The organism is Chlamydia crocodili (assembly GCF_018343815.1).
Lineage (GTDB): Bacteria > Chlamydiota > Chlamydiia > Chlamydiales > Chlamydiaceae > Chlamydia > Chlamydia crocodili.
This window is the reverse complement of sequence record NZ_CP060791.1, coordinates 574,125-599,847: the sequence shown is the minus strand read 5'-3', so window position 1 is coordinate 599,847 and position 25,723 is coordinate 574,125. Positions and strand designations below refer to the sequence as shown.

Here is a 25,723-nt window from a genome sequence, read left to right as displayed (position 1 = left end):
ATTTTTCACTATGTTTGCCCAAAGCCGGGATCGAACCGACGACCTACGCGTTACGAATGCGTTGCTCTACCAACTGAGCTATTTAGGCAAAAAGAAGGAGTAAGTATAGATTTGGGGAATAAAAAAGCCAAGAAAACAACAATCATACGGCCGATGATGTTTTCTTGGCTTTCCCCCTGAAATACAACAGAGTCAGAAGCTATTCCATGGCGTAGAATATCATCTTATTTTTTCTATATAGCATTTATCGGGCTTCTATTTCTAGCATTTTAAAATCACTTTCTGCCTGCAATGCGGGAGGGTGCTGACATTCAGGAGCATGTCGTGGTGCTACTTGCATAGATCCCTCATCAGCTTCCCAGTTATATCGGTAACCCTCTTTATTTGTTAATGTTGTGCCCTCTTCAAAGCTGCTAATAACCTTAGGCTTAATGAACATCATGATGTTGCGTTTTTGCCTTTGATCTATTGTTCTGCTGAACAGACCTCGAATTAAAGGTATAGAGTTTAGCAGAGGGACTCCCGTAATAATTTTTGTAGTCTTATCTCTGATGTGACCACTCATTACTAAGAAACATCCATCAGGAACTTGTAGTCGGGTAGCTGCATACGTTTTATCCGTTACAGGTGTAAGAGTACCCTGAGCAGAATGTAGCTCAGAAATTGTTTGTTCTATTTGTAAAGTGACCACGTTATTCGGAGCGATCGTTGAAGCAACAACAAGGTTAACACCGATATCTTCATATTCGATATTTTGTGTAACAGTTCCCGTTTCTTGAATAATTGTGCTCGTTGTTTGGAAAGGAATCGTCTGCCCAACGAAGAAAGATGCTTGTTGTGTATCCTGAGCCATAATTCTTGGATTAAGAACGATGACAGTATCACCATCTTGATCTAAAGCACTGAGAAGTCCTCCTAAGGTAAGGAAAGATTTCCCTTTATGGCTAAGAACATTTCCTATGATCCCCAAGCCAAAAGCTGAGGATGCATACATCATATCGCTAATTCCTGCTAGCTGACCAGGCGTTGGTAAGGGAATATCTCCTGGAGATGGCTTTGCAGGTGGAACTGTAGATTTTGCAGGATTAGTAAGACCTGTATTGCTTAACAAACCTGAAGCATAAGCAACTTTACCTTGTTCATCTCCAAGTGCTACCCACTGAACTCCGAAATCCCAAGATTTCTCTAGGCTAGTCTCTAGGATGAGTACCTCGATATACACTTGCTTTGGAGGTAAGTCTAAACCATTGAGCAAGCTGACAACTTTATCTACATTTGTTTGATTTCCGATAACAACAATAGAGTTATTAACATCCAGCCATTGAATACTGTTTAGCGTATTGATGAAATCTTCATCCATTGCTGTCGTTACATAGAGATTGTATCCAATATCTTGAATTGCCTGAGCAATCGCCGCACCATTTTGATATTTCAGCTTATACATAAAGAAGCGTAAGCTTTTAGGATTTGCGGCTCCTGATGTGCCTAAAGCTGCAGCAGGACTTGTGACATCATCTAATGTATGTGCCATTTCTGGAACATCCAAGGATTTTAGTAGTTGTATTGCCTTGTTAGTTAACCGGGGCGAGGAAACTACGAAAATCTTATTTGTTCCTGGTTGAATAAAAATCTGAAAAGCTTCGTCTTCAGCCATAGCACCAAGAACATCTTGGCAATAGCTCACTAGTGAAGCAGGATTTGCATAACGCACTTCATACTCTGACATATCCACGGATGTTCCGGGACTATCTAAAGCTGCTAACAACTCTCCGACTTTCTCAACATTTCCAGCAATATCAGAAACAATGACATGGCGTGTAGCTTCTGAAGCACTTACTATAGCATCATGTGAAAGTAGAGGCTGAATAATATTTACAGCAGACGTAGGATGCACGCTGTATAAACGAAATACACGGGTAACCACAACAGCTTCACAATTATCCTTTGCAGAACCATCGGTAACTACAGTCGATAATTTAGAAAGACGAGGATTACGATAAATAAGAACGTTATTCCCTTGTTCTACTACTTTCAAGTCATGCATTTTTAAGACTTGTAAAAGGATCGTAGAAAGATCGTCTACAGATGTAGGATCATGGGAAACAATTGTTACATTGAAATTTAAATCATTACTATCGAAAACGAAATTTGTTCCAGAAATCTTACTGACAAATTGCAAAAGCTCAAGAACAGAGATATCTTCAAAATTTACAGTATAACCATTATCTTTAAGATCCGCGCAGGTAATCTGTTTCCCTTTCAATAAGGAGGGCGCTTGCTCATCATCTTTTTTAGAATCAGAGTGAATTGCTATCTTATCAATAGAGGGTTGCTTATCCGGAGATTTTGTGTTCAACGATTGTGAAGATGCTGCTTTATTATCAACTTTAAAGCCTTCTTCTTGAGAGCTCTTTTTTTCGCTCTCTTCAACAAGCTTTTTTACACTAAAGTTTATAGCATTTACAGCACGTTTAGCATAAGCACGCTTATCTTCCCAAAGTTGAGCCTCTTCGCTTTTCTCTTCGATAACTTCCGTTTTTTCTTCTTGTTTAGGAAGGAAACGTGGAGTTTTTTTCGTAGCCGTTTGAGTATAACGGTTATCAAGAGGACGTTTTCTAACTTCAGGCTTAGCAAATGGTGAGCCCTCAGAAAATCCTGGGGAAAATGTCTGTGTAGATTTCTTAAAATGACGCGGCTGATTCTGTGGTAAGCTTTTAGCAATAGATTGCTTATCAGATTTTTTTGCTGATGTCTTATTAACTATGTTTTTAGGACAGGCAGCAACTTGGCTGTTTTCGTCTGTTTGGGAGTTTCTAGCTCGAGATCTTGGTTCATTAATTGGTGGTTTTTGAGAATTCACACCAAGTAAAACCAGGTCAAAGAAAAACAGAACAGAAAGTACTCCTATTTTTCCTTTTTTCTTATTTATGACCTGTAAGATCTTTCTTCCAATGTTCGACGTCACTATTTTCACCGGATTCTTTTTAAGCTGATAAGTGTTGAGGGACAAAGATTTCCGTCATGATTTTCTAATATCCCGTACTGTACGCTCTCTATTGGGCAGAATATAGCTGTTTGTCCTCTATCTTTCAACTCTGTGAATAAAGGACTGTGTAAAGATGACATGGAATCGTCTGCCTGTAAGGTATGTAATACTGCTCCATCACCTATTTCCCATGCAACCTTGGTTTCCTGAATTTGTAAAGAACTAATTTTTCCTAGACCTAAGGACGAAGTAGCAAAATTCTGAGGAACCTTTCCTTGTTTTTTTAACCAGAAATTAGTTTTCCCACAAGCAATCCAAGAAAGTTCTTTTTTTTCTTTTGGAATAGTTACGCAAACTAACGAAATTCCCTTTTCATCTATAGGAACGTTTATACGCATCAACTCACTATGAATTTTGCGAATCGTATTTCTAATGTTATCTTCATGACCCCATTGACTTACGAAGCTCTTGATAATAGTTAATACTAAAGTTGGATTTCCTGAAAGACTATAACAAAACCATAATCTAAAAGCATCTCCACTCATATAAGCTTCATAGTATACATGGGGATACGTAGGATATCCCTGTTCATATATAGAAACCGATAAAAATTCAGGAGCAACAATTTCCGAAGGAGATAACCAAAATCTCTGATGATATAGCTGATCATTCACCAGTGCAGTGTGATCTTTATTACGCATATCTTTTTGAAGATCTTCACCATAACGATAACTATGTAAATCTGTGATGAATTCCTTCATAGATCCATAACGATCTTTAGGAGAAGGTTGTAAAGCCTTTGCTAGGATCTTACTCACTCTATCTGGAATCAAAGATAAAACAACTTTACCTAGGGCTAAATTTCCTAAGATTAGTTCGTATGCTATTAAGCCCAATGAATAGATCTCTGAAAGTTCAGAAATCTTATCTCCTTGACGTTGTTCGGGACTCATGTAAGCAGGGGTCCCTAAACACGCAAGATGAGTATCTTCATCCATAGAGCACGCAGCAAGACCAAAATCTATAAGCTTGATTTGTCCTTGAGATGTCATAAGGATATTTTCTGGTTTTATATCCCTATGGAGAATACCTCGACTATGTAGATATTCAATAGCTTGGGCAATATGTAAGATAATATCAATAGCACGTGATAAAGGAATCAGCTGGGAGAGAATGTAGTGTCTAAGAGAAACTCCCTGAATGTATTCCATAGCTATGTACAGGCCTTCCCTACATTGTCCATATTGGTATAACTTAACAATATTTGGATGTGAGATTTGCTCAACAATCCGTGCTTCCTTTAAGAAATTATGAACTCGTATATCAGCAACCAAAGGTGTGGCAAGAACTTTAATAGCTGTAGGTTGTAGAGTATCAGGATGCAAACCCTGGTACACCGCGCTGCCTTCTTTCTTACTCAGGATTTGTTTGATGTGATATTCACCAATCACCTGATTTTGAGAAGGTATTTCGGATTGACAATCCATAGGGGACAATTATGCGTTTATACTTCTAGGACTCGAATTCCTAAGACATCTCCTAAAGATACTATCTCTCCTCTCCCCACTTTCGCTCCGTTGAGAATCAAATCCACACCTCGAGAGGGATGGACACCATCGAGATTTAAGATACTGCCTTGAGTAAGTTTTAAAAACTCTTCAACAGTTAATGAGTATCTAGAAGCTTCGGCTACTAATTTACAGCTTCCTGGTAAAGGTGCTGCAGGTAGAGCAGCTTCTGGTGTTTCTTCAGTAGGTTCTTCCTGTTGTAAACTTGGATAGCTGGTAATTTTAAATTCTCCAGAGGTTTGATCAACAAAACGACCACCGAAAAATTGATGTCCCTGAATAGTAAGTAAGCCACCACTGTCTTCTGTATCAGGATCATATAAACAACTATCTAATAAGATAAAGCTGCCATGTACAACTTGTTGCCATTCTTCTTGTGTTAGTTGGCAATAACCAACTTCTATAGACATCGTCAAAGGGGTAGGATCTAATTGATGAACATCAAAATTTTGATCCGACGCAGAAAGGAACTGTTTACAACTATCACATACCGCTTCTGGGAAAAGTAAACGGAAACGCATATATTTTCCATCTAATCCACAAGTGATATCTACAGCCTGGTAGGATCCTTGTAGATCCTTACTAGAAAACCGTGCATCTCCTACAACTCTAGCAGATAGAGAGGGCAACCAAGCTAATTCTTGAAGTAACTTACATAGCTCTGCACAAAAGTAATAATGGAATCCTAATAGTTTATCCTTCTCATAGAAATAGGAAGCTAAACTAGAATCATTAAATACAGCAACCATGAAAGATTGAAGATCTGCTTCTGAAGTAACAAAGAAGAAGGTTCCAGGATCTAAAGGTTGTGCTAGAAATGACTGAACTAGAAGATGTGTTCCAAAATCTTGAACAGCTTGTGTAGCAGAGAGGGAGCCTCGGGGTTGAATAGTAAGACTTGTTTCTTCTAAACGAAATTTTTCTTTCAACCTACGTTGGCATAGATCTTTAGGAAACGAAGGAAGAGAAATTCCTTCTTCTGTTTTCACTAAAGAACTTAGGAAATCATTTCTAGATTTTAACCAACTAGCGCTAGGCTCCGCTGCTACTGCCATGAGAAATCACCTTTATAAACGTGCTTCTTCAACTTTATATTGGTTTTGTTCTTGATCTTGCTGTTGCTGCTGATCTTTCCCTTCTTGATCTCTCTCTTCATCTCTTTGATGAATTGTGGCAGCAATCATATGTAGAGGTGTTTGCACCTCTTCAACAGTTGGCAATTGTACAATACTTGATCCAACAGTCAATTCTGTCAAATTTAAATGACGATTTTTTAATGCTCCTACTAAACTAGCAAGCTGAGAAGGATTATTTACAATGAGATTCATTGCTTCTGTCATCTGAGCATTATCTACAAAATTAGAGAATTTTACAGAAAGGTCTGTTCCAGATTGTACTAAAGTTAAATTTGCACCTGCAAAAATTTCAGGAACATTACCTTCAGCATCTAAAACTAATTCGATTAACTGCTGACCATTAACATCAGCAACCATCATTGATTCTACAGTATTAGCAATAACTTCTTGCACCCACTGTAAATCTGCACTAGCGACAGCTACTGTAGCACTTTCTACAACAACTTCGCTAGAAACAGGAGCAGCGACATCTACAAATGCCATTCCTGCTGTAGGATTGTCATAAGCCATGAAGCCATCACCATCTTCTTTATCTTCTTCTTTAGAAGATACAGCAGATGTTTTCTCTTCCACATGCTTATCATCAGCTCCTCGAGATTCTTGACGAGAACCTTTATTCGAAACTTTATCCTGACGATCTTGTTTGGATTGTTGGCGGCCTTCCAAAGAAAATACTTTAACGTCGCGGTTATCTTTAGGCTCCGGACCTACGTCCTGTTGTACTGAATGGCGATCTGTCTTGCAATTGTACAAAGACTCGGATGTTTTATTTAATTCCATGAACTAGATTCCCCCGATTCACGTTGTTTTTTCTTGCGCAACTGATGAAGCAGCTGTCCCATTTCATCTTGCTCTTTCTCTATTTCTCGCGCTTCTTCTTTTAGAGCTTCTTTCATCCACTCTTCTTTATGTAAACGCGTCTTTTCTTCTTCTTTTCGCCGTTTGGCTAAATTAACTTCTGCTTTTTCCAGCTCTTTAGAAGCTGCTAAAACACTTTCTTTTTGTTTATTAACCTTTTCTTCTTCTTCAGCCAGTTGTACAGCAACAACTTTAATATAAGCTTTTCTCTGTAAAACTGCATCACTCGTTGTGCCTTCATCTAACAATTCTCGCAATTGCTGAATCTTTTGCATATAGTGATTTTTCACTTTGTCACGAGCAGCTTCAATTTCTCTTAACTTCTCTTGTTCTATCTCTAAAAGACGGCGCTTTTCTTTAACAACTTTTTCTGCTCTATCGACACGATCTTTTTTAATCGCTAGAACAGGCTCTAACGGGTATTTAGGCACGGCATTCTACCCTTAATATCTTAGCGGAAAATTGCCCGAAGTTGTTGTGCAGCTTCCTCGTAATTAGTCTTTTCATGGATATCTTGCTTTAAGAATCTATTCAACTTATCTATGTGATCTATAGCAAAATCCACTTCGCGATCGGAACCTCGGCGATATTCTCCAATACGTATAAGCATTTCGTTTGCTTTATACTTTGCTAATACTTCACGAGCTTTTCCTATTATGCGCCTTTGTTCCTCAGGAACAATTGCTGTCAGCAAACGGCTAATTGATGCCAAAACATCAATAGCAGGATAGTGATAGGCCTGCGCTAAAGCATTAGATAAGACAATGTGCCCATCAAGAATCGATTTAACCTCATCGGCGACCGGTTCATTCATATCATCTCCGGCAACAAGCACAGTATAAAATGCTGTGATCGTTCCTTTATCTGATGCTCCGGAACGCTCCAATAATCTAGGTAAGGTTGAAAATACTGAAGGTGTGTATCCTGCTCTAGCTGGCGGTTCTCCAGCAGCCAACCCGACTTCCCTTAAGGCTCGAGCAAATCGAGTTACAGAATCCATCATTAAAACAACAGTCTTCCCCTGATCTCGGAAATACTCTGCTATAGCAGTACCTACATAAGCAGCGTTTAATCGTAGTTGTGATGATTGATCTGATGTAGAAACAACGATCACTGATCGTTTCATTCCTTCTTCCCCAAGGTCCCCCTCGATAAACTCACGAACCTCACGGCCCCGCTCTCCGATGAGAGCAATCACGTTAACATCAGCTTCTTCAGCATTTCTAGCAATCATCCCTAAAAGAGAGGATTTACCAACCCCCGCTCCAGCGAAGATCCCTATACGCTGACCTCTAGCTACTGTGAGCATACCATCGATGCATCGCACACCTGTGGACAAGATTGTTCTTAACTTTTCCCTATGCAATGGATCAGGTGGTGCACGGAAAATAGGATAGGTTTCATTAACATCAACTAAAGGTCCTTTTGTCTCGGCATCAATAGGTTCTCCCAAACCATTCAATACACGTCCTAAAAGACCATTACCTGCACGAATGTGCAAAGGTAGACCAGTTGGGATAACTTCTGAAGAAGGGCTAACCCCAGAAAGCTCTCCCAATGGCGATAGAAAAGCAAAATTTTGTGTGAAGCCAACAACCTCAGTAACGAGAGGCTCCATGCCGTGACGTTTAACCAAGCACACTTCCCCAACACGAACATTGGGAACAACGGCTTTGATTAACATACCGACAACTTCAGTAATACGACCTACGACTGTAGTCAAATGTACGTCGTTTAATTGCGACATGAGGGTGTCAAAATCTGTCGTCAATTCGTCCATATTAACCTAATTGTGTGGTCATTATCGTCTTTATACTACTTACCGTAGTTCCTACGATACTAGCAAAGAGTTCTGCTCTTTGCGTTGCTCTTTGAACAGCGTACTGTACTTTTAAAAAGTCGGCTAAATTTTCTCGCTCTCCGTTTCTATCAGAAAAATACAGAAGAGCTCTATTTAATACTTCCTCTCCTGAGGAAACCCAATTGATCATCTTACGTGTAACAGAATCACTTTCTTCTTCTGTCTTTTTCTGCAAGCTTTGCTGTGTATGCTCAGCTATGTCACTGAGATCTCCATTAATTAAATCAATAATTACACTAACAGCTTCAAAATGTTCAGGAGACAACTTATTTTGATCTTGGTCTTGCAAGGTTGATTGTGCATCCCATAAGCGCTCTTTGAGATTATTTATTTGTTCTTTGAGCTCTTCAGAGTCCAAGGCTTCTTCTAATTCAGGATCGATGATGTTAGAGTTTCTATCTTGCATCATCGCCATAGGATTAGGTTTTACATCCTCAACATTTTTATTAAGGGCATCTGCGGACATTCCTAAAGAAAATGCAGGAACTTCCTTATTTAGTTCGCTTGCTAAAGGAGTTCCTGAAGGCTTTTGTATAGAAGCTGTTTCTTTATCAGAGTCTAGCTTCGGGAAAAGCTGCAAAGGATCTATCATAAGACAACAACCATGTGTATTTTATTTAGAACCAAAAAATAGGTTAACCTAAAGGTCCACCACTTTTAGCTACTAGAGTATCATGCCAGTCTAAAACGGATTGGGCAAGAATTCTTGTTGATTCTATTTCACAATTTTCTAACACCTGATCAGCTAATTTTAAGCAGTTTTCCAAGCTTTCACGGCGCACTTCGAAAGAGCTTCCCTGATGCAAGACGATCATCATATGTGTTAGAGAAAGGAAAGACTTAATGCTCCAATTATCGACTTCTTTTTGTGCTAAAGCACTTAATCGCTCTTCTGCAGCAAAAATTTCCATCTTATGCAGGTCAATCAATGCTAATCCTAATTCGTAACCATAATGGTCAGGATTTAAGATTTGTAAAGACTGAAAAAGCTTTTTCGCGCTTTCTTCATCACCTTGTTTGATGGCCAACATGCCAGCTTCAAACAACAACGCAAAATCTGCTTTAAATAATTCCAAATCTGCCATGATCCTTCTCTTAGTTTATTAACTTCCTTTAACAGCTCTTGCCATAGTGATCATCTCTGTGTTCACTGCTGTCAAGATGTTGGATACTGCTTCCATGTACTGTGATAAAATTTGCATACGAAATTGCAAATTGAACATCGTACCTAAGTCAACGGTACCTTGCGTTGAGGTTTCTAATTCTGTTAGATATTGTTGCACACCTTGGACGTACTTACATACGCCATTAAGCATGTCATTAAAATTAAATGCTGAGCAACTGCTCCCGCTACCACTACTCATAAATTCTCCACTTATCTAGTCTGTTAAACCATTTTGCGGTTCATCCGCCCGAGAACTTTCTGAAGGGCTAGATATCCTGCTAACAATGCTTGTTGCTTTTCAAAGAATGCTTTATCAGAACCTTCACGAAGAGAAGCGTTCAATTTTTGCACTTTATCCTGCACATTAGCTTTGATCTCCTGAGCTTTACTCAGATCCTGCATATCTTTCTCTAAATCAAACAACTGATGAGAAGATTTATCTTCTTTAGCAGCTGTATTTTCCATATTAAACATAGTATTTCTTCCTAAATACAAAAGAATTAACAAGCCTTAACATTAGCTATTTATTGTACTCGATTTTATATTTCAACCCTTCCTTCTCTAAAAAGATACAGTTCGGCTGGATGCTTGTTACCGTCATTCCATCGATAACGTCACCTCGGGTCAAAATCCTGCCATTGACTACAACATTAATGCTTACGTCACCATATTTTGAATACCCGGTTACACGATAACGGCTAGGATACCGCAAATTTAAATCTATTATCCCTTCTTCAACAGGTAACAAAACAACAAAGTTTTTCACAAGGCGCACGCCAGGCAAACTAGAAATCTCCTGAACAACGGAACGGAATTTCTCTCCATCAGCATTGTTTACATAACCGGTAAGAACAACCTCGCCATTAACAAAAGCTACATGGATATTTGCAAATCCTGATTGCAAAAGTTGGCCAGCAATAGCTTTCAACATCTGCGATTCTATGATTACCTTATTCTCAAGTAGAGAAAGATAGTTGAAATGTACATTAAGATAATCAGAGAGGCATACAGCCTGCTCTTCTGTTTTTAGATATCCTGTTATCACGAATTGGCCAGGCTCTGGAGAATGCATACTCACGCCCTTAAATTCTGCTCTTTTTGATAACAATATGTTAATTTCTTGCCAGACAGCCTCATCATCAATGACGTTGTCATCAATAGATTTGATGAAAGACAAAGCGTCCATCTTATAGAGAAGCTCACTTTTATCAATACTATTTTTTACATGCCCAATTAAAAAGAGCTGACCGTTATTTTTATTAAACGTGTAACGAACTGTTGGAAATGTATTTACTACACGTTCGATGTCTTCTTGAAAGTCTACATTCTCGATAGGAACGACTTCTTTCGTATGGAATAAAGAAGCTGTGCCTATGCCGAAAAGTATAGCTAAGCCACCAATGAATAATGTAAGTATAAATGATCCTGTAGGAAGAGTAGCTCGTTTACGCTTTTCTTCTTCTTCCTGAGCAGCTTGCTCAGCCACTTCCTCAGCATCTTGAGGACGCCCAAACAAACCGTAATCTTCTGGAGCAAATGAGGCTACGATCGTATCCGCAGGAGCAAGATGATCTATCAGCAAGAATAAAGTTGTTCCTAGAGCAACAACTTGATTAGAACTTAGGGTAGAGCTGTGCTCTATTTTCTTTCCCTCGATGATTACACCGTTTTTACTTCCTAGATCTTCCAGCATGATAGAACCATCGTTACTTACGATGATTTTTGCATGGCGATGTGAGACGCTAAGATCATTAAAGACAATATCTGCAGACGCAGGATCGCTACCTAAAATGTAGGATTTTCCCGTATCTAGATGGAATTCCGCACCAATATTGGCTCCAGCTAACACTTTTAATAAAAAGCGTGAGGGTTGAGAAAGATCTACAGAAACATTTTTTTGAACAATATCATCTATTTCTGCAGGAAAAATACCCTGATCAAATCTAAAGAGATCTTGTACATTAAACGGAGACAAGACTTCAGTTTTATCAGTTTTTTTGTTCTCTTTCTGATTTTCCTCTTCGGGCTTCTCTTCAGCTTCTTCTTTGTTATCAGTCGTTTCTTCAGAAGTTTCTTTGTCGTCATTTGGCTCTTCTACATCCTGATTCTCATCAGTTGTAGTTCCTTGGGGAGTTACTTCTTCTTTCTTAGAAGCGGGAGATTCTTTGACAAGCTCACCTTCTTTAGGCCGATCACTTTCTTGAGACTGTTCCTGGTTGGCAGGGTCAGAATCGGGTAACGGCTGCTGATTTTGATTAGGCAAAGCTCCGTTTTCTTCCATAGTAGCATGCTGGGTTTCAGTATTTTTTACATCCCCCAATGGGGATTTTTTCTTTTTTGTTCCGGTATCAGGTAGGGTATCTATATCTACTTTTTGATCGGAAGTGTTCTTCTCTGACTTTGCAGAAGCCAAGAAAGCTTCAGCAAGTTCTTTGTCTTTATCAGTAGGAGAAGTATCGGAAGAATCTTGCTGCTTTGAAGAAGAAGACTTTTTTCCGTCTTGTGAAGACTTGGTTTTCTTCTTCGTCTTCTTTTTACTATCGGCAGGTTCAGGCGAGACATTAGTTGTATTTTCTGAAGAAAAGTCAAAATCGTAAACAACATCTTCAGGATCAAATTCATTTGTGAAAAAAGAATATTGATTGCTACCAAATATTAAGATGTCACCATTTTGTAGAGATGTTGTCTCTATTATCTCTTTTCCGTTTACAGTAACAGGATGTGTGCTGTCTAAGTTTGTGACAGAATAAACACCTGCTTCTTTACTTATAACAACCTGAGTATCGGCAAGCTTAGGATCTTCTAGCTGAATATCACTAGTTGCATCATCTCTTCCTATTGACCAGCTTGTTCCTTCTTCAAGAACTAAAACAAATCCTGACAACGGGCCTTTATCAATAATTAAACGTGCACCCATGTTTTTCTACCCCTGTTGCCTATTGTCCTTGTTGTGCTTTATTTAATCCCAAATCTTCTAGCCAGGTTTCAGAAAAATTCATAAAACTCTCTATGTAACGAGCAAAATCTTCATATGAAACTTCTTCGGGAATTCTACGTGTCATGACAACATGGCCTTCGGAATCCAATCCTAAAGCGCTACCTCCTGTTTCTCTACCAAACAAGTTCGCTACCATCATTTGTAAGTATACTTTATTTGTATCCGCAGAAGGAGCTAACTCCCCTAAGAAAGCACTAAATACAATTTCATTATCTGCATTTTGTAGTACACGTATCTTGACAAGATCACTTATAGGCAAGACATATGCTCCATCAGCATCGAATTCGAGGGTTGACGTTATACCAATATACGTGGCAAAATTTTTTATCAATTTCTCCAACATGCACGCTCTTCCTATACAGGAACGGCTGTCTCTTCTTCATCGAAAATTTAGACAACCTCTTTTCTAGACTTAGCTTTTTCAGCCTTTAAATCGAGTTATGCCAATACAAACTTTAAAAATAAAAACGATTTCTTGTTTCTATAAACAATATCATGTTCGTTTTCTTGTTCATCTTTTTCACTATAAAGAACAAAAGACCTAAGAAAAATCGGGCTGATTTTTATTGCACTTGTTATCAACTACAATCTGCCAGTACTAGACCACACTTGCATACAAATCCATCGCAGTTAACGATGAAAGCCTAGAGTATTTTCGATAGCTGTATATGTCAAGAGATGAATTAGACGCTAAAGAATCAACAGCTTAGGACGAGAAGCTCGAACCTGGCTCGAAGATATATGTGAGCACTTTTTTTCATAAACTTCCCATTGTTTTCTTGCTGCTAGAGCTAAAAATGGTTTTTCTTTATTTGTACATTGCTTACTAATTTGAAGTTTCTTCTGCACTCGCTCGCTAATAAAATCCATATCCAAACATACGATATCTTTTGGACGTTCCATTAAAGTAAAAGTACGTGGAACATTAAAATCAAAAATCACACGGCTTGGGATGCTTGCCAAACTTTCTAAAGATAATCCGGAAAAATCTTTAGCAGATTCCGAAGATCCAAAGAAAATGACATCATAGGGTTCCCTAAAAGAAAGTTGACTACGAGCCATCGTATCGTAGGGTATGGAAATATTTTTTCGAGAGCAAAAAATTAGATTTCGGTAACCTTTCGCACTCAACCCATTTGCGATCTTCCGATTAATATCAGAGTAACCGATAAATAAAAGTTTGTCTTTTGTTGATTTACCATGCAAGTCTAGAGTTTCCTCGACTACAGACTCTATCGTTACAATAGGATAAGACAAAGAGACTTGGGAACGAAAATCCTTTCCCTCTTTTAAAGCCTTCTGAAATAGAAAATGTAGAGCAAAGGGTAATTCTCGTTCTGTTTTTGCTTTAATATAAGCACGTTTCACCTGCCCCTGAATTTCAGTCTCGCCAGAAATCAAGCTATCCATACCACTAGTAACAGTAAATAAATGGGTGAAACATGCTAATCCTTGATAACAATAGGGACGAGCTCCTGAAGCAGAAATCCGCGAAAGCAATTCAGATTGAACATTACTATTGCTTTTAGAAAAATAGTAAATTTCAGCTCTATGACATGTAAGTAGTAAAACGAAAGATCCGTCACCACCGAAAAAACGTTGAGAAAATAACGAATTAGCTTCAAAATCCTTTAAGATATTAATAACTGCTTCTCTTTCTTTTAAAGCAGCCTCTCGATAGCTAATTCCAACAACTCCTAAGACCATAAGCACGTTGTAGTAATTTTTCCGTTTATTCTCTAAATACAAGAAAAATAATAGAGAATTGAGAACGAAAGTAATCTAGGTGTATAGCCCAAGACAAAATTAGATGCTATCTATTTATCCATTCTCAAACTGTATTTTCTGTATAAAAAACAAAAATATAATGGAGTTACGTTACCATCTTAGATGCAAGATAATCCCTACTTGATTCCTTTAATTCTTGAATGTTCTAATTTACACATTGCTAATCTAGTTCGGAGAAAATACTATCTCATTAAGATAAAATCTAAGATGAGAATATTACCCATTTTAAAACTGAAAATTAGAAAAAGAATTATAAAATATTAAAATCTTGAACATTAGTCTAAGAATTACGTCTATCTTGATTGAGAAAAAGAAATGTCGTAATCTGGCAAATCTTCTAGGAAAGGAGCTTAGATCACTTTGAGTCTAACAATAAACGAGGCCGGTATTGAGAAATACTCATAGCACTGCTATGGCTAATCGTTAAATTGTTTACTCTAGCATTGTGCAATAAAATTCTAACATAAGTCTTTTCCCTAGAATGCAATAAGAAGAATAGAAAATATGGCAACATATACTGAAGCTAATGTTGTTTCTCTAGCCTCTTTAGAACACATCCGCCTACGTGCGGGTATGTATATAGGCAGATTAGGGGACGGTTCCCAAATTGAAGATGGGATCTACACTTTATTTAAAGAAGTTGTAGATAATGCGATTGATGAATTTATCATGGGACATGGGAAAGCCATTTCCATTTGTGCTGATTCCACTAGTATAACTGTGCGTGATCATGGTCGAGGAATTCCCTTAGGAAAAATGATCGAATGCGTCTCTAAAATCAACACAGGAGCAAAGTATACTCAAGATGTTTTCCATTTTTCTGTAGGATTAAATGGTGTTGGGCTAAAAGCTGTGAATGCCCTTTCAGAGACATTTACAGTGCGCTCTATACGTAAAAAAAAATATCATCTCGCAACATTTTGCAAAGGCATTTTACAAGATTCTCGCCAGGGATCTACAAAAGATCCTGATGGAACAGAAATCACTTTTTCTCCGGATCCAACCATCTTTATCAATTTCTCTTTCAATGATGAGTTCTTAAGAAAGAAAATTCGACGTTATACCTATCTACATCCCGGCCTTGAAATAATTTGTAATAATGAAATTTTTGTATCACAACAAGGTCTTCAAGACCTGTTCAAAGAAGAAATTCCTGAAGAGACTCTCTATCCTCCTATAGTATTCCAAAATTCTGAATTATCCTTTCTATTTACCCATTTAGAAGCACATAATGAACGTTATTTCTCCTTCGTTAATGGTCAGGAAACTGTAGATGGTGGAACACATCTAACAGCCTTCAAAGAGGCTATTGTTAAGGGAATCAATGAGTATTTTGGAAAGACATTTACAAGTAATGATGTCCGTGATGGTCTAGTAGGATGCATTGCAATAAAAATCGCTTCACCGATTTTTGAATCTCAAACAAAAAATAAGCTTGGAAATACGCAAATTCGCTCGGGAATAATTAAGGATGTTAAAAGTGCTATTATTCAAGAGCTAAAAAAAAATAAACCTTATGCAGACCTTCTTCTCGATAAGATTAAGCTGAATGAGAAAACGCGTAAAAATATTCAATTTATCAAGCAAGATCTTAAAGACAAGCAAAAGAAGCTTCATTATAAAATTCCCAAACTTCGTGATTGTAAGTTCCACTATAATGAACGTTCCCTTTATGGTGAGGCTTCGTCTATTTTCGTAACAGAAGGAGAGTCTGCTTCAGCTTCTATTTTATCTTCGAGAAATCCACTAACACAAGCTGTGTTTTCACTTCGAGGGAAACCTATGAACGTTTTTTCTTTGGAAGAAGAAAAAATGTATAAAAATGATGAGCTATTTTACCTAGCCACCGCATTAGGAATTACAAAAAATAGTACGCAACATTTGCGTTATAATAAAATTATCCTCGCTACCGATGCTGATGTGGACGGTATGCATATTCGCAATTTACTAATTACATTCTTCTTAAAAACCTTCTTACCGATTGTTGAAAACCACCATCTATTTATCTTAGAAACACCTCTATTCAAGGTGCGTTACAAAGATACAACTCTATATTGCTATTCAGATCAGGAAAAAATACAGGCAATACAAAAACTAGGAAAAAAGGAAACTAATTTAGAAGTAACAAGATTTAAAGGTTTAGGGGAAATTTCTCCTAAAGAATTTAAGGCTTTTATTGGTGCAGATATGCGCCTAACTCCTGTAACAATTAGTTCATTAGACTCTTTAGAGACCCTTTTACAATTTTATATGGGGAAAAACACTAAAGAACGAAAACAGTTTATTATGGATAACCTTATTACCAACTTGTAGTTTATGCATGATGTTTCAGATCTTTTTAAAACGCATTTTATGCACTATGCATCTTATGTGATTTTAGAAAGAGCCATTCCCCATATTCTTGACGGCCTTAAACCTGTACAACGACGTCTCCTTTGGACTCTATTTCGTATGGACGATGGCAAAATGCATAAGGTTGCCAATATTGCTGGGCGTACTATGGCATTACATCCCCACGGAGATGCTCCAATTGTCGAAGCTCTTGTCGTTTTAGCAAATAAGGGTTATCTAATTGATATGCAGGGAAATTTTGGAAATCCTCTAACGGGAGATCCTCATGCTGCTGCACGTTATATCGAAGCCCGCCTCAGTCCTCTAGCTAAAGAGATTCTATTCAATACAGATTTAATGTCTTTTCATGATTCCTATGATGGAAGAGAAAAGGAGCCTGATATCCTCCCTGCAAAGCTTCCCCTGCTTTTACTCCATGGTGTTGAGGGAATTGCTGTAGGCATGACAACGAAAATCTTCCCGCATAATCTCTGTGAACTTATAGAAGCACAAATTGCCATTTTGAATAATCGTTCATTTACTCTGTTTCCTGATTTCTATTCCGGAGGCGTTATGGACGCCTCAGAATATCAAGATGGATTAGGTTCTATAATGATTCGTGCTTCTATTCAAACTGTGGATCAAAAAACTCTAATCATAAAAGAAATTTGCCCTTCAACAACAACAGAAACATTAATTCGCTCCATAGAAAATGCTGCAAAACGTGGTGTGATTAAAATTGATTCGATTCAAGATTTCTCAACAGATCAACCTCATATAGAAATAAAACTCCCAAAAGGAGTTTATGCTAAAGATATTCTTGAGCCTTTATTTCAACATACTGAATGCCAAGTCGTTCTCACATCAAAACCTACGGCTATCTATAATAATAAACCCGTAGAAACGTCTGTTTCTGAAATTCTAAGACTCCATACAGAAGTTCTCGAAGGCTATTTACAAAAAGAGCTCCAAATACTTCATGATGAACTCTCTCAAGAACATTACTATAAGTCTTTAGAATACATTTTCATTAAGCAGCGTCTGTATGATACAGTCAGAGAAAATCTCTCTAAATTAGGCAATAAAGTCTCTCAGGAAGATCTCCACGAGGCTGTTTTAAACTCTTTAGCTCCTTTTCTTTCTAGCTTACCTGAAATTCCAAGTAAGCAGGCCACGGGACAACTTGCTTCATTAGCTATTAAGAAAATCCTCTGCTTTAATGAAAGTAACTACACTAAAGATCTTGCAGCGATAGAGAAAAAACAAACGGCTGTAGAAAAAGATCTGAGCAATATGAAGAAATTCACAATCAAATATCTCAAAGGTCTTTTAGCAAAATACGGCGAGCTTGGAAAAAGAAAAACACAAGTTTTATCATTTTCTAAACAAAAGAAATCAGTTCTTAAACAACAAACTTTAGTATAATCAAAAACAAAAAATAGAAAATTTTTTGAAATTTTTTATTTTATGATTATAGAAAATAACTTCTCTGCGTAGTAAAATACATAATTAAGCTAGGCATCAAGGTCTGTAGGGTTATGGAACCACGTTACATCAACATCAAAAAAGCTGAGACTCAAGAAGCTTCACCAGCAAAAGAGATTAATACTCCCGAGTATCTATCACCAACAAACATGACATTCGAAGGTCCTGTACGCACTTTAGACCAGTTAAGGTTAGCTCTCATTCAAAAAATGGGAGAAGAAAAAGGGAAAGAGATGTACGACAAGTTTATTCAATCTATTCTCATTTCTTCTTTTGGCAATATTCATAAAGAAATGGATCGTGCTCAGAAAGCATCTAAAAAAATGCGTTCTGTTTATAAAGAGTAGTATGGGAATCACCTATTTTCTAGCTTTACCTCTCAATGAAGAAGATATTTCCCGTTTTTTAAACTCTGCAAAACGTTGGGCTCCATTTCTAAATCAAGAACTCTACCTTTCTCTCATCTCCTACAATGACACTTGCTATCTTGCTAAAGAGGTTTCGCGTTTTCCATGCTCAATTGAAGAATGGGAAAAATCGATAAACCATGTATCTAGTCTACTTACTCATACATTCTTATGTACATCCATTGACGCGCTCACCTTTTTAGCGTGCATGCAATTTAAACAAATTGAATTAACAACATCTGCTAATTAAATTTTTAAATGTAAAAAGCGTTCCTAAAAAATAATAAACTATACTGCTCCTGCGAAACGAAAACTCTTCATAAAAAAACATTCATAAAACAAAATTATCCTCTACCGAATTGATTAAATAAGCCTTGTATAAGAACTTATTAATAAAGCTATTTTGTAATAGATTTTCTCTAGAACCATAAGTTTCTTTATTTTAAAATGTTTTAATAAAAAAAGTCGCTCATTGCAATGAAATCAAATAACTCTCTTACTTTTATTGTTAATGAAACTAATCGCGATCGATTAGATAAATTCTTAGTTTCTCAAAATTCAGAATATTCTCGTGCTTTTTATCAACAACATATTTTAGATAAACGCGTTACGATTAATAAGCAGATTCAGACAAAAGTTTCGACACAATTAGTTCCCGGAGATTCTGTTTCTATTGAAATCGAAGAGAAGGAAGAGCTTTTGGAGCTTATTCCCGAAGCTATACCTCTCAATAAGGTATATGAAGATGAGATGATTCTCGTTATAAATAAACCTAGGGATATGGTGGTACACCCTGCTCCGGGGCATACTAAAGGGACAGTTGTTCACGCCCTGCTTCATGAAATAGGAGAACGCCTTAAACAAGAGTTTCCTGAGGAACCTTGGAGACCCGGGATTATTCATCGATTAGATAAAGATACCTCTGGGTTATTAATAACGGCAAAAACCCGACAAGCGAAGAAAATTTACAGCGAACTATTTGCAACTAAGCAACTAAGAAAGAGTTATTTAGCTATTTGCATAGGAAAGCCGATAGCAGCTAAAATCCAAACAAAACTTGCCAGACATCATAGTAAGCGTAAAGAAATGGCTGTCTCGTCCATAGGGAAGGATGCCATTACTCATTGTGAGGTACTCGCTTATAATGAAAAATTAAGTTTAGTGCTCCTACATCCAGAAACAGGAAGGACTCATCAACTTAGAGTTCATATGAAGTATCTAAATACCCCAATCTTAGGGGACCCTGTCTATGGATCGGTCTCTAAAAACGCCGGTTATGGTCTTGACAAACAACAATTGCACGCCTATAGCTTGGATTTTATCCACCCACAGACACGTAAACACCTAAACCTAACAACAAAACTACCCCGAGATATGAAGATCTTGATAATAAAAGAATTTCATAATAGTAAAACTGTTATCAACAAACAATTATTTGAATCAATTATAAAATAAACATCGATCATTAATTAAGTTTGATTATTTTAACAGACAAATTAAAATTAAATTAATCTGAGTTCGATTTTTTTACCGTTCTCCCGCAGATAACGCGAATTTAGTTATAGGATTACTTTATGAAAGACTTTTTAGCTTATATTATCAAAAACCTTGTAGATCGCCCTGAGGAAGTGCATATCAAAGAAGTTCAAGGCACCCACACGATTATCTACGAATTAACAGTTGCGAAACCCGATATTGGTAAAATCATCGGAAAAGAGGGACGCACAATTAAAGCTATCCGCACTCTACTTGTCTCTGTAGCTAGCAGAAACAACGTAAAAGTTAGTTTGGAAATTATGGAAGATAAGTAGTTTTAAAATCTTCTCCCACTAAATACATTTTCCAGAATATTTCATTCTCTCCAACGTATTCTGTTTCAGCCTGCGGAGTTTCCGCAGGCAAATAAAGAATCTTCTTCTATTTAAAGATTTCTAAAAAGGAATTCGGACCGAGCAGGATTTGAACCTGCGGCCATTCGCTTAGAAGGCGAATGCTCTATCCACTGAGCTATCGGTCCAGATCTATTGAGGAATATTCAACCTCGGCTAAGGGCGTGTCACCTCAGCCCAGGCACAGGGATAATTCAGGTTCTAGTATAAATCTAAATCTAAAAAAGTCAATTAAGACTCGACCCCCTGTCGAACTTCCCAGTGTTCCCCGAAGAGCGCTCTCTCCATAAAATCGTGGGTGGACTTGTTTCAAATAAACCTCTATAGTGGCTTTTTTAACGGAAGAAAAAGAGTGCGCGTGATGTTCTCAGATAAGATGATCCTTATTGCCGGTCCTTGTGTTATAGAAGAAGAAGAAACTACGTTAGAAATAGCTTCAAAAATTCAAGAATTAATCACCCCATATGCTGACCGTATTCATTGGATTTTCAAAAGCAGTTATGACAAGGCAAATCGTTCTTCTATAAATTCTTATCGAGGTCCTGGGGTAAACGAGGGTTTAAGAATCCTATCTAAAGTTAAAGAAACCCTCGGTGTGCAAATTCTTACAGATGTACATTCTCCTGAAGAAGCCCGTGCTGCTGCTGCAGTCTGCGATATTCTTCAAATTCCTGCATTTTTATGTCGTCAAACAGACCTTCTTGTTTCTGCCGCAGAGACGAATGCTATTATCAATATTAAAAAAGGCCAATTTCTTTCTCCTTGGGATATGCAGGGTCCTGTAGATAAGATTCTTTCTACTGGGAACAATAAGATTATTTTAACTGAAAGAGGCTGCTCTTTTGGTTATAATAATCTTGTTTCGGATATGCGCTCTATTCCCGTGCTTTCAGCTATGGGTTTCCCTGTGGTTTTTGATGGAACGCATTCTGTTCAACTTCCTGGAGGATTAAAAACCCAAAGCGGCGGGCAAACAGAGTTTATCCCCACATTAACCCGGGCTGCCTTAGCTGCAGGAGCACACGGTTTATTCATAGAAACGCATTGTAACCCAATTACAGCGAAAAGTGATGCGGCTTCTATGTTGCCTTTAAAGACCTTCGAAGCTCTTCTTCCAATATGGGATCAGCTCTTTACTTGCGTACGTTCATTTGAAATGGCCTCAGTATGACCAAATTCTTATTCTACGGCTTGTTATGTTCTTTGGGAATATTCGGTATTGCCTGCACAACAATTGTCGCTATAATCAAAGTAGATAGCATTTGTGATGTATCTTGTATGAATAAGCACTTTGAAAAGGCTCCGCCTTTTCTAAAAATTAAAAAACTCGGAATACATAAGCAAATAGCTTCTCCTGAACGGCAATTTTTTAACTGCCATGTAGATAAATCCTGTATGGAGCTTCATTTATCGGATGCAAATTATGCGTGTAAGGAAGCTTTATCCAAACTTTCAGGGCATATCCATACGCAAGATCTAGACAAGCTTATGACATTTCAAGGCAATGGAGGTTTGCTAAACTACCAAGATTGCTCTTTAAATATTTATGATTGTCGCTTTCATGTAGATCCTATCCATCCTGATCCCGATGCTCCCGAAGAACGCGCTGTAGGAGGCATGAAAACCTTATCCTTATCTTTATTGAGAAAGTGAGTTTTTATGCCGATACTTTCTGTTTGTAATTTAGTAAAAAAATATAACAAAAAACCCGTCACTAATGATGTCTCTTTTGAGGTAAATGCAGGAGAGGTTGTCGGACTTTTAGGCCCCAATGGTGCAGGGAAAACAACAGCTTTCTATCTTACAGTAGGATTGATCCGTCCCGATTCAGGAAAGATTATCTTTAAAAATACTGACGTTACTAAAAGAACAATGGATCACCGGGCAAGATTAGGTATTGGTTATCTAGCTCAAGAGCCTACAGTTTTCAAAGATCTTACAGTAAAAGAAAATCTCATCTGCATCTTGGAGATCATCTACAAAGCTAGGAAACAGCAATCCCACCTTTTAGACACACTAATCGATGATCTACAGTTAGCCTCATGCATTAATAAAAAAGCAGGAACATTGTCTGGAGGAGAACGACGGAGATTGGAAATCGCTTGTGTATTAGCTTTAAACCCTAGTGTTCTTTTACTTGATGAGCCTTTTGCAAACGTTGATCCACTCGTTATTCAAAACGTAAAATACTTAATTAAAATTCTCTCTAGTCGTGGTATTGGCATTCTCATTACGGATCATAACGCTAAAGAACTACTTTCTATAGCTGATCGCTGCTACCTCATTATTGATGGGAAGATCTTCTTTGAGGGATCTTCCTCACAAATGATAGCCAATCCTATGGTAAAGCAGCACTATCTTGGAGATTCCTTCTCTTATTAATCTAAGAAATCATCTTCTGTAAGAACTTCTTTAGCTATTGCTTTGATAGTAGTTAGTCCTTCAGGAAATCCTATATCACACAATAACGTATTTACATATTCTAGTTCTGTACGTAGCTGATCATTAATGAATTCTAAACGTGCTAATTCTTGTTGAATATGCGGCGTGGACATAATTTCCTCCCCATCTTTTCTTGCTTTCACAAGAAGATAAGGAGCGAGAATCATGCCAACCACCGCTAAATTATAAGATTTTTCTCATAATTTTAAGAAAGATGCTATCCCATCAAACTTCTAGCCAAACTCAAATACATTTGGTTTAACACTTGTAAAGAAGTCGCAACAACCGTCCATTCCTGTTGCATAGATGTTAAATGCATTTGTAATTCTAACTGGTAGTTTTGACCCATATCAGCAAAAGATTGCTGATCAGATTGTATAGTTGCCTGCAGTGGGAACATACCCCCATTGATAGCATTACCCGATAATCCCGATACTAAGGCATCCTCTAAGATCTCTAATCGAGCTTGCCACTGTTCTTCTCCTCCATTAACAGTAAAAGTCCCATCCACAGTCCCGTTAGCAATGCTTAAAGGAGCCAAATAGTTTTGTAATAATACTAAAGATCCCGATATAGCATTTAAATTATCTCGATAATTATTCAATGAATCGATGATACGTGTACGCTGTTCATTAGTAATTTTTGAATCTTCAGTAACTTTTTTTACTTGTTCTTCAAGCACTATTTCTGCGTTCTGTGTACTTTTAAGATATGCAGCAGCTTTTTGGCGTTCTGTTTCTAATTTATTCCGAGCACTATCAGCTGTCCCAGGGAATACATCTTTAGCCTTCTCTCCTACAGCAGGCTGCTGACCAACATAACTTGCAAAATTAAAATAGGTAGCTGCGTTAACATATTCTGAAATAGCATCTATCATAGCATTTCCAACTGATGAGCCTAAATTGCTATAATAAAGCTGAGCATAAATACCATTTAAGAAATCCACTTCTTTAGGCATATAACGGTCAATTAATACAGAAGCCACAGCCGAAGGTAAAGCCATAGTTTGCAGCTCATTAGCTTGAGCAAATAATTGATCTTTATAAAGTTCAGTTTTTAGATCTTGAAAATCCTTATGTTGCTTCTGAGTATCTTCAACTTTAGATTGTAGTTGTGCTGTTTCTATCTCAGCAAGACCTTTGAATTGGAAATACGATCTAGCAGTAGATTCAGCATGATTATTCGCAGCAGAAGTGATATTGGGAAGAAATCCCACATTTCCGCGATTTAAAAGACTAGCATTAATAGTTACCTTGGATCCGCTCTGAGAATAAATTGTATAAGTTTCGCTGCTATTATTAGTAAGTACGAATTTCCCACTTGAAGAAACGATTTTATCCATCGTAGATTTAATAGTTGAGGTTAAACTTAATGATGAATTCTCCATCTCTTTAGCTGCCGCAGTTACTGCAGAATTAACTTCTTGCATAGTTGCTGTTGGTTTATCAGCAAGAACAGTGGAAGCAACAAAATAAGCCCAAATAGCTCCTACATATTCTTCTCCCTTAAAAGTTCCTATAGCTCCCACGGCATCATTAATAAGTTTTTGTTGTTGAGAAGTTAAATCATTAAACCTCGAATTAATTGCTCTAACAGCTTGTAATGCTCCAGCAATCGCAGCACTACTAATCTCAGAAGTCACTTTCCCTAGGTCAATAGGAGCAAACACTCCCATTAAAGAAGCAACTAAACTGGATACCTGAGCAAAAGTAGCTTCTTGGTGACGATTTACAAAGATCGTAGCTTCAATAACTGTGTTAAAAGATTCTACAGCAGATACCTGATCTTTATACAAATAAGAAATCTGAGAACATAAATCGATTTTATCATTTCTTGATAAGGCAGAGATACTAATAGTATCTGCGAGTTGATCTCCTACTGCATCTATGCGATCAAATTTCTCCTGATCATAAGTCTTCACTGAAGATTGTAATTGGTCTAGCTCTTCTTGAATGCCTAGAAAAATAGTAAATTCTTTTTCTGTTAATTTACTCTTAACCACATCAAGAATATCTTTTAATCCCTCAACACGACCATCAGCAAAGACTTGAGCTAACTGAGTAGCATTACCATATTTTTCTCCCAGCTGATTCACAAAGTCAGTCTTTTGACCACCTGTAAAAATAGTAGATCGTTGAATAGTAGTAAAAATTAGTGTAGGAAGAGCATATAAAGACTCAAAATCCTTATTCGTTAAGTTCACACCAGCATTAACTAAACGATCTACCTCAGTTTTAATCTTTTGGAGAGCCTGTGCATCTGCTGACGATGACTGTCCATTCGCAGCCTGAACAATCTTATTAATAACCTCTTGAATTCCCTTTAATAAGTTATGCGCCCATTGCTGTTTAGTAGCATTATAAAATGGATCTTCTGTTCTTGGACTACTACTTACTCCCACAGAAGATGTTGTAGCGACCACTGCAATCGGCGAATGTAAGTCAGACAAGGGTTTATGATGAACAGCAACAGTATGACTCTTCTTGCTCACCACTCGATCTTCTATTTCAGATTTGCGTAATTTCTCTATTAACTGTCGGTATTTTTCATCAGATTTTTGATCTAAAATATACAACAAACGTTGCACAATATGACGCTCAGCTTCAGTCCTTTCATAATGGAAAATACTCTCCAATAACTGATGTCTTTTTTGGATCGACTCTGAACAAGGTGTTATCGGCAATTTTTTATAATTTGCTGAAACAGAATAACTATTGATGATATCCATACGGAGAACAGCCTTGTTAACTTTTATTTTTAATAAAATTAACATGAAAACTATTTTTATAATTAATCAAAAATAAATAGT

Annotated in this window: 24 protein-coding genes and 2 tRNA genes; 9 read left to right on the top strand and 17 right to left on the bottom strand. The window is 37.4% G+C overall.

What is annotated here, in order from left to right; translation table 11 throughout:
- Positions 1 to 15: 15 nt before the first annotated feature.
- The 14 genes from H9Q19_RS02600 to H9Q19_RS02535 all read right to left on the bottom strand — a co-directional run bounded on the left by H9Q19_RS02600 (position 16) and on the right by H9Q19_RS02535 (position 14,279).
- Positions 16 to 88, bottom strand: a tRNA-Thr gene (locus H9Q19_RS02600).
- Between the two features lie 156 nt (positions 89 to 244).
- Entirely contained in the window at positions 245 to 2,974 is a 2,730-nt protein-coding gene (locus H9Q19_RS02595) for a secretin N-terminal domain-containing protein (protein WP_213241974.1), read from the bottom strand.
- Positions 2,971 to 4,473 carry a serine/threonine protein kinase gene (locus H9Q19_RS02590; RefSeq protein ID WP_213241972.1) on the bottom strand — a complete coding sequence of 501 codons (1,503 nt, stop codon included), beginning with the start codon at positions 4,471 to 4,473 and terminating at the stop codon, positions 2,971 to 2,973. Before H9Q19_RS02590 ends, H9Q19_RS02595 begins: the two co-directional genes overlap by 4 nt.
- 17 nt (positions 4,474 to 4,490) lie before the next feature.
- A complete protein-coding gene (gene sctQ / locus H9Q19_RS02585; protein ID WP_213241970.1) occupies positions 4,491 to 5,609 on the bottom strand; it encodes a type III secretion system cytoplasmic ring protein SctQ in 1,119 nt (372 codons plus the stop codon).
- A 12-nt stretch (positions 5,610 to 5,621) separates the two neighbouring features.
- Positions 5,622 to 6,470 carry a DUF5421 family protein gene (locus H9Q19_RS02580; protein WP_213241968.1) on the bottom strand — a complete coding sequence of 283 codons (849 nt, stop codon included), beginning with the start codon at positions 6,468 to 6,470 and terminating at the stop codon, positions 5,622 to 5,624.
- Positions 6,461 to 6,979 (bottom strand): type III secretion T3S chaperone, encoded by a 519-nt coding sequence (locus H9Q19_RS02575; RefSeq protein ID WP_213241966.1) that lies wholly within the window; start codon positions 6,977 to 6,979, stop codon positions 6,461 to 6,463. The genes H9Q19_RS02580 and H9Q19_RS02575 overlap by 10 nt, the downstream gene beginning before the upstream one ends.
- 20 nt (positions 6,980 to 6,999) lie before the next feature.
- On the bottom strand, positions 7,000 to 8,328 hold the full coding sequence (gene sctN / locus H9Q19_RS02570; RefSeq protein WP_213241964.1) for a type III secretion system ATPase SctN: 1,329 nt from the start codon (positions 8,326 to 8,328) through the stop codon (positions 7,000 to 7,002).
- A gap of 1 nt (position 8,329) precedes the next feature.
- The gene (locus tag H9Q19_RS02565; protein ID WP_213241962.1) at positions 8,330 to 9,001 is read right to left on the bottom strand and encodes a CT668 family type III secretion system protein; all 672 of its coding nucleotides are present in this window, start codon (positions 8,999 to 9,001) and stop codon (positions 8,330 to 8,332) included.
- A gap of 43 nt (positions 9,002 to 9,044) precedes the next feature.
- On the bottom strand, positions 9,045 to 9,494 hold the full coding sequence (locus H9Q19_RS02560) for a CdsG family type III secretion system protein (protein WP_213241960.1): 450 nt from the start codon (positions 9,492 to 9,494) through the stop codon (positions 9,045 to 9,047).
- An 18-nt stretch (positions 9,495 to 9,512) separates the two neighbouring features.
- Entirely contained in the window at positions 9,513 to 9,773 is a 261-nt protein-coding gene (locus tag H9Q19_RS02555) for a DUF5407 family protein (RefSeq protein ID WP_011006005.1), read from the bottom strand.
- Positions 9,774 to 9,796: 23 nt separating this feature from the next.
- Entirely contained in the window at positions 9,797 to 10,048 is a 252-nt protein-coding gene (locus H9Q19_RS02550; RefSeq protein WP_117273728.1) for a DUF5398 family protein, read from the bottom strand.
- A 46-nt stretch (positions 10,049 to 10,094) separates the two neighbouring features.
- Positions 10,095 to 12,491, bottom strand: a complete 2,397-nt coding sequence (gene sctD / locus H9Q19_RS02545) for a type III secretion system inner membrane ring subunit SctD (RefSeq protein ID WP_213241957.1) — start codon at positions 12,489 to 12,491, stop codon at positions 10,095 to 10,097.
- A 19-nt stretch (positions 12,492 to 12,510) separates the two neighbouring features.
- Positions 12,511 to 12,915 carry a CesT family type III secretion system chaperone gene (locus H9Q19_RS02540; protein WP_213241955.1) on the bottom strand — a complete coding sequence of 135 codons (405 nt, stop codon included), beginning with the start codon at positions 12,913 to 12,915 and terminating at the stop codon, positions 12,511 to 12,513.
- A 347-nt stretch (positions 12,916 to 13,262) separates the two neighbouring features.
- Positions 13,263 to 14,279 (bottom strand): glutamyl-tRNA reductase, encoded by a 1,017-nt coding sequence (locus H9Q19_RS02535; RefSeq protein ID WP_213241953.1) that lies wholly within the window; start codon positions 14,277 to 14,279, stop codon positions 13,263 to 13,265.
- Positions 14,280 to 14,864: 585 nt separating this feature from the next.
- On the opposite strand from H9Q19_RS02535, the gene H9Q19_RS02530 reads away from it, so the two are divergent.
- The 6 genes from H9Q19_RS02530 (at position 14,865) to H9Q19_RS02505 (ending at position 20,394) form a co-directional block, all read left to right on the top strand.
- Positions 14,865 to 16,673, top strand: coding sequence for a DNA topoisomerase IV subunit B (locus H9Q19_RS02530; RefSeq protein ID WP_213241951.1), 1,809 nt, complete (start codon positions 14,865 to 14,867; stop codon positions 16,671 to 16,673).
- A gap of 3 nt (positions 16,674 to 16,676) precedes the next feature.
- Positions 16,677 to 18,116, top strand: a complete 1,440-nt coding sequence (locus H9Q19_RS02525) for a DNA gyrase subunit A (protein WP_213241949.1) — start codon at positions 16,677 to 16,679, stop codon at positions 18,114 to 18,116.
- Between the two features lie 113 nt (positions 18,117 to 18,229).
- A complete protein-coding gene (locus tag H9Q19_RS02520) occupies positions 18,230 to 18,523 on the top strand; it encodes a CT656 family putative T3SS effector (RefSeq protein ID WP_213241947.1) in 294 nt (97 codons plus the stop codon).
- Position 18,524: 1 nt separating this feature from the next.
- Positions 18,525 to 18,833 (top strand): hypothetical protein, encoded by a 309-nt coding sequence (locus tag H9Q19_RS02515; protein WP_213241945.1) that lies wholly within the window; start codon positions 18,525 to 18,527, stop codon positions 18,831 to 18,833.
- A gap of 227 nt (positions 18,834 to 19,060) precedes the next feature.
- Positions 19,061 to 20,038, top strand: coding sequence for an RluA family pseudouridine synthase (locus H9Q19_RS02510; protein ID WP_213241943.1), 978 nt, complete (start codon positions 19,061 to 19,063; stop codon positions 20,036 to 20,038).
- Positions 20,039 to 20,157: 119 nt separating this feature from the next.
- Positions 20,158 to 20,394 (top strand): KH domain-containing protein, encoded by a 237-nt coding sequence (locus H9Q19_RS02505; protein ID WP_011005996.1) that lies wholly within the window; start codon positions 20,158 to 20,160, stop codon positions 20,392 to 20,394.
- A 133-nt stretch (positions 20,395 to 20,527) separates the two neighbouring features.
- Here the strand turns inward: H9Q19_RS02505 and H9Q19_RS02500 are convergent.
- Positions 20,528 to 20,600, bottom strand: a tRNA-Arg gene (locus tag H9Q19_RS02500).
- A 233-nt stretch (positions 20,601 to 20,833) separates the two neighbouring features.
- On the opposite strand from H9Q19_RS02500, the gene kdsA reads away from it, so the two are divergent.
- Genes kdsA through lptB form a run of 3 tightly spaced genes read left to right on the top strand, consistent with a single transcriptional unit; the run spans position 20,834 to position 22,854 of the window.
- Positions 20,834 to 21,643: a 3-deoxy-8-phosphooctulonate synthase gene (gene kdsA, locus H9Q19_RS02495; RefSeq protein ID WP_213242035.1), complete on the top strand. Its 810-nt coding sequence runs from the start codon at positions 20,834 to 20,836 to the stop codon at positions 21,641 to 21,643.
- Positions 21,640 to 22,125 (top strand): DUF1137 domain-containing protein, encoded by a 486-nt coding sequence (locus tag H9Q19_RS02490; RefSeq protein ID WP_213241941.1) that lies wholly within the window; start codon positions 21,640 to 21,642, stop codon positions 22,123 to 22,125. Before kdsA ends, H9Q19_RS02490 begins: the two co-directional genes overlap by 4 nt.
- A 6-nt stretch (positions 22,126 to 22,131) precedes the next feature.
- Positions 22,132 to 22,854, top strand: coding sequence for an LPS export ABC transporter ATP-binding protein (gene lptB, locus H9Q19_RS02485; protein WP_020350121.1), 723 nt, complete (start codon positions 22,132 to 22,134; stop codon positions 22,852 to 22,854).
- On the opposite strand, the gene H9Q19_RS02480 is transcribed toward lptB, so the two are convergent.
- Together H9Q19_RS02480 and H9Q19_RS02475 are read right to left on the bottom strand one after the other, a co-directional pair.
- Complete coding sequence (locus H9Q19_RS02480; protein WP_117274746.1) at positions 22,851 to 23,027, bottom strand: hypothetical protein; 177 nt, start codon at positions 23,025 to 23,027, stop codon at positions 22,851 to 22,853. The genes lptB and H9Q19_RS02480 overlap by 4 nt on opposite strands.
- Before the next feature lie 104 nt (positions 23,028 to 23,131).
- Positions 23,132 to 25,642: a CT620/CT621 family type III secretion system effector gene (locus tag H9Q19_RS02475; protein ID WP_213241937.1), complete on the bottom strand. Its 2,511-nt coding sequence runs from the start codon at positions 25,640 to 25,642 to the stop codon at positions 23,132 to 23,134.
- Positions 25,643 to 25,723: the final 81 nt, after the last annotated feature.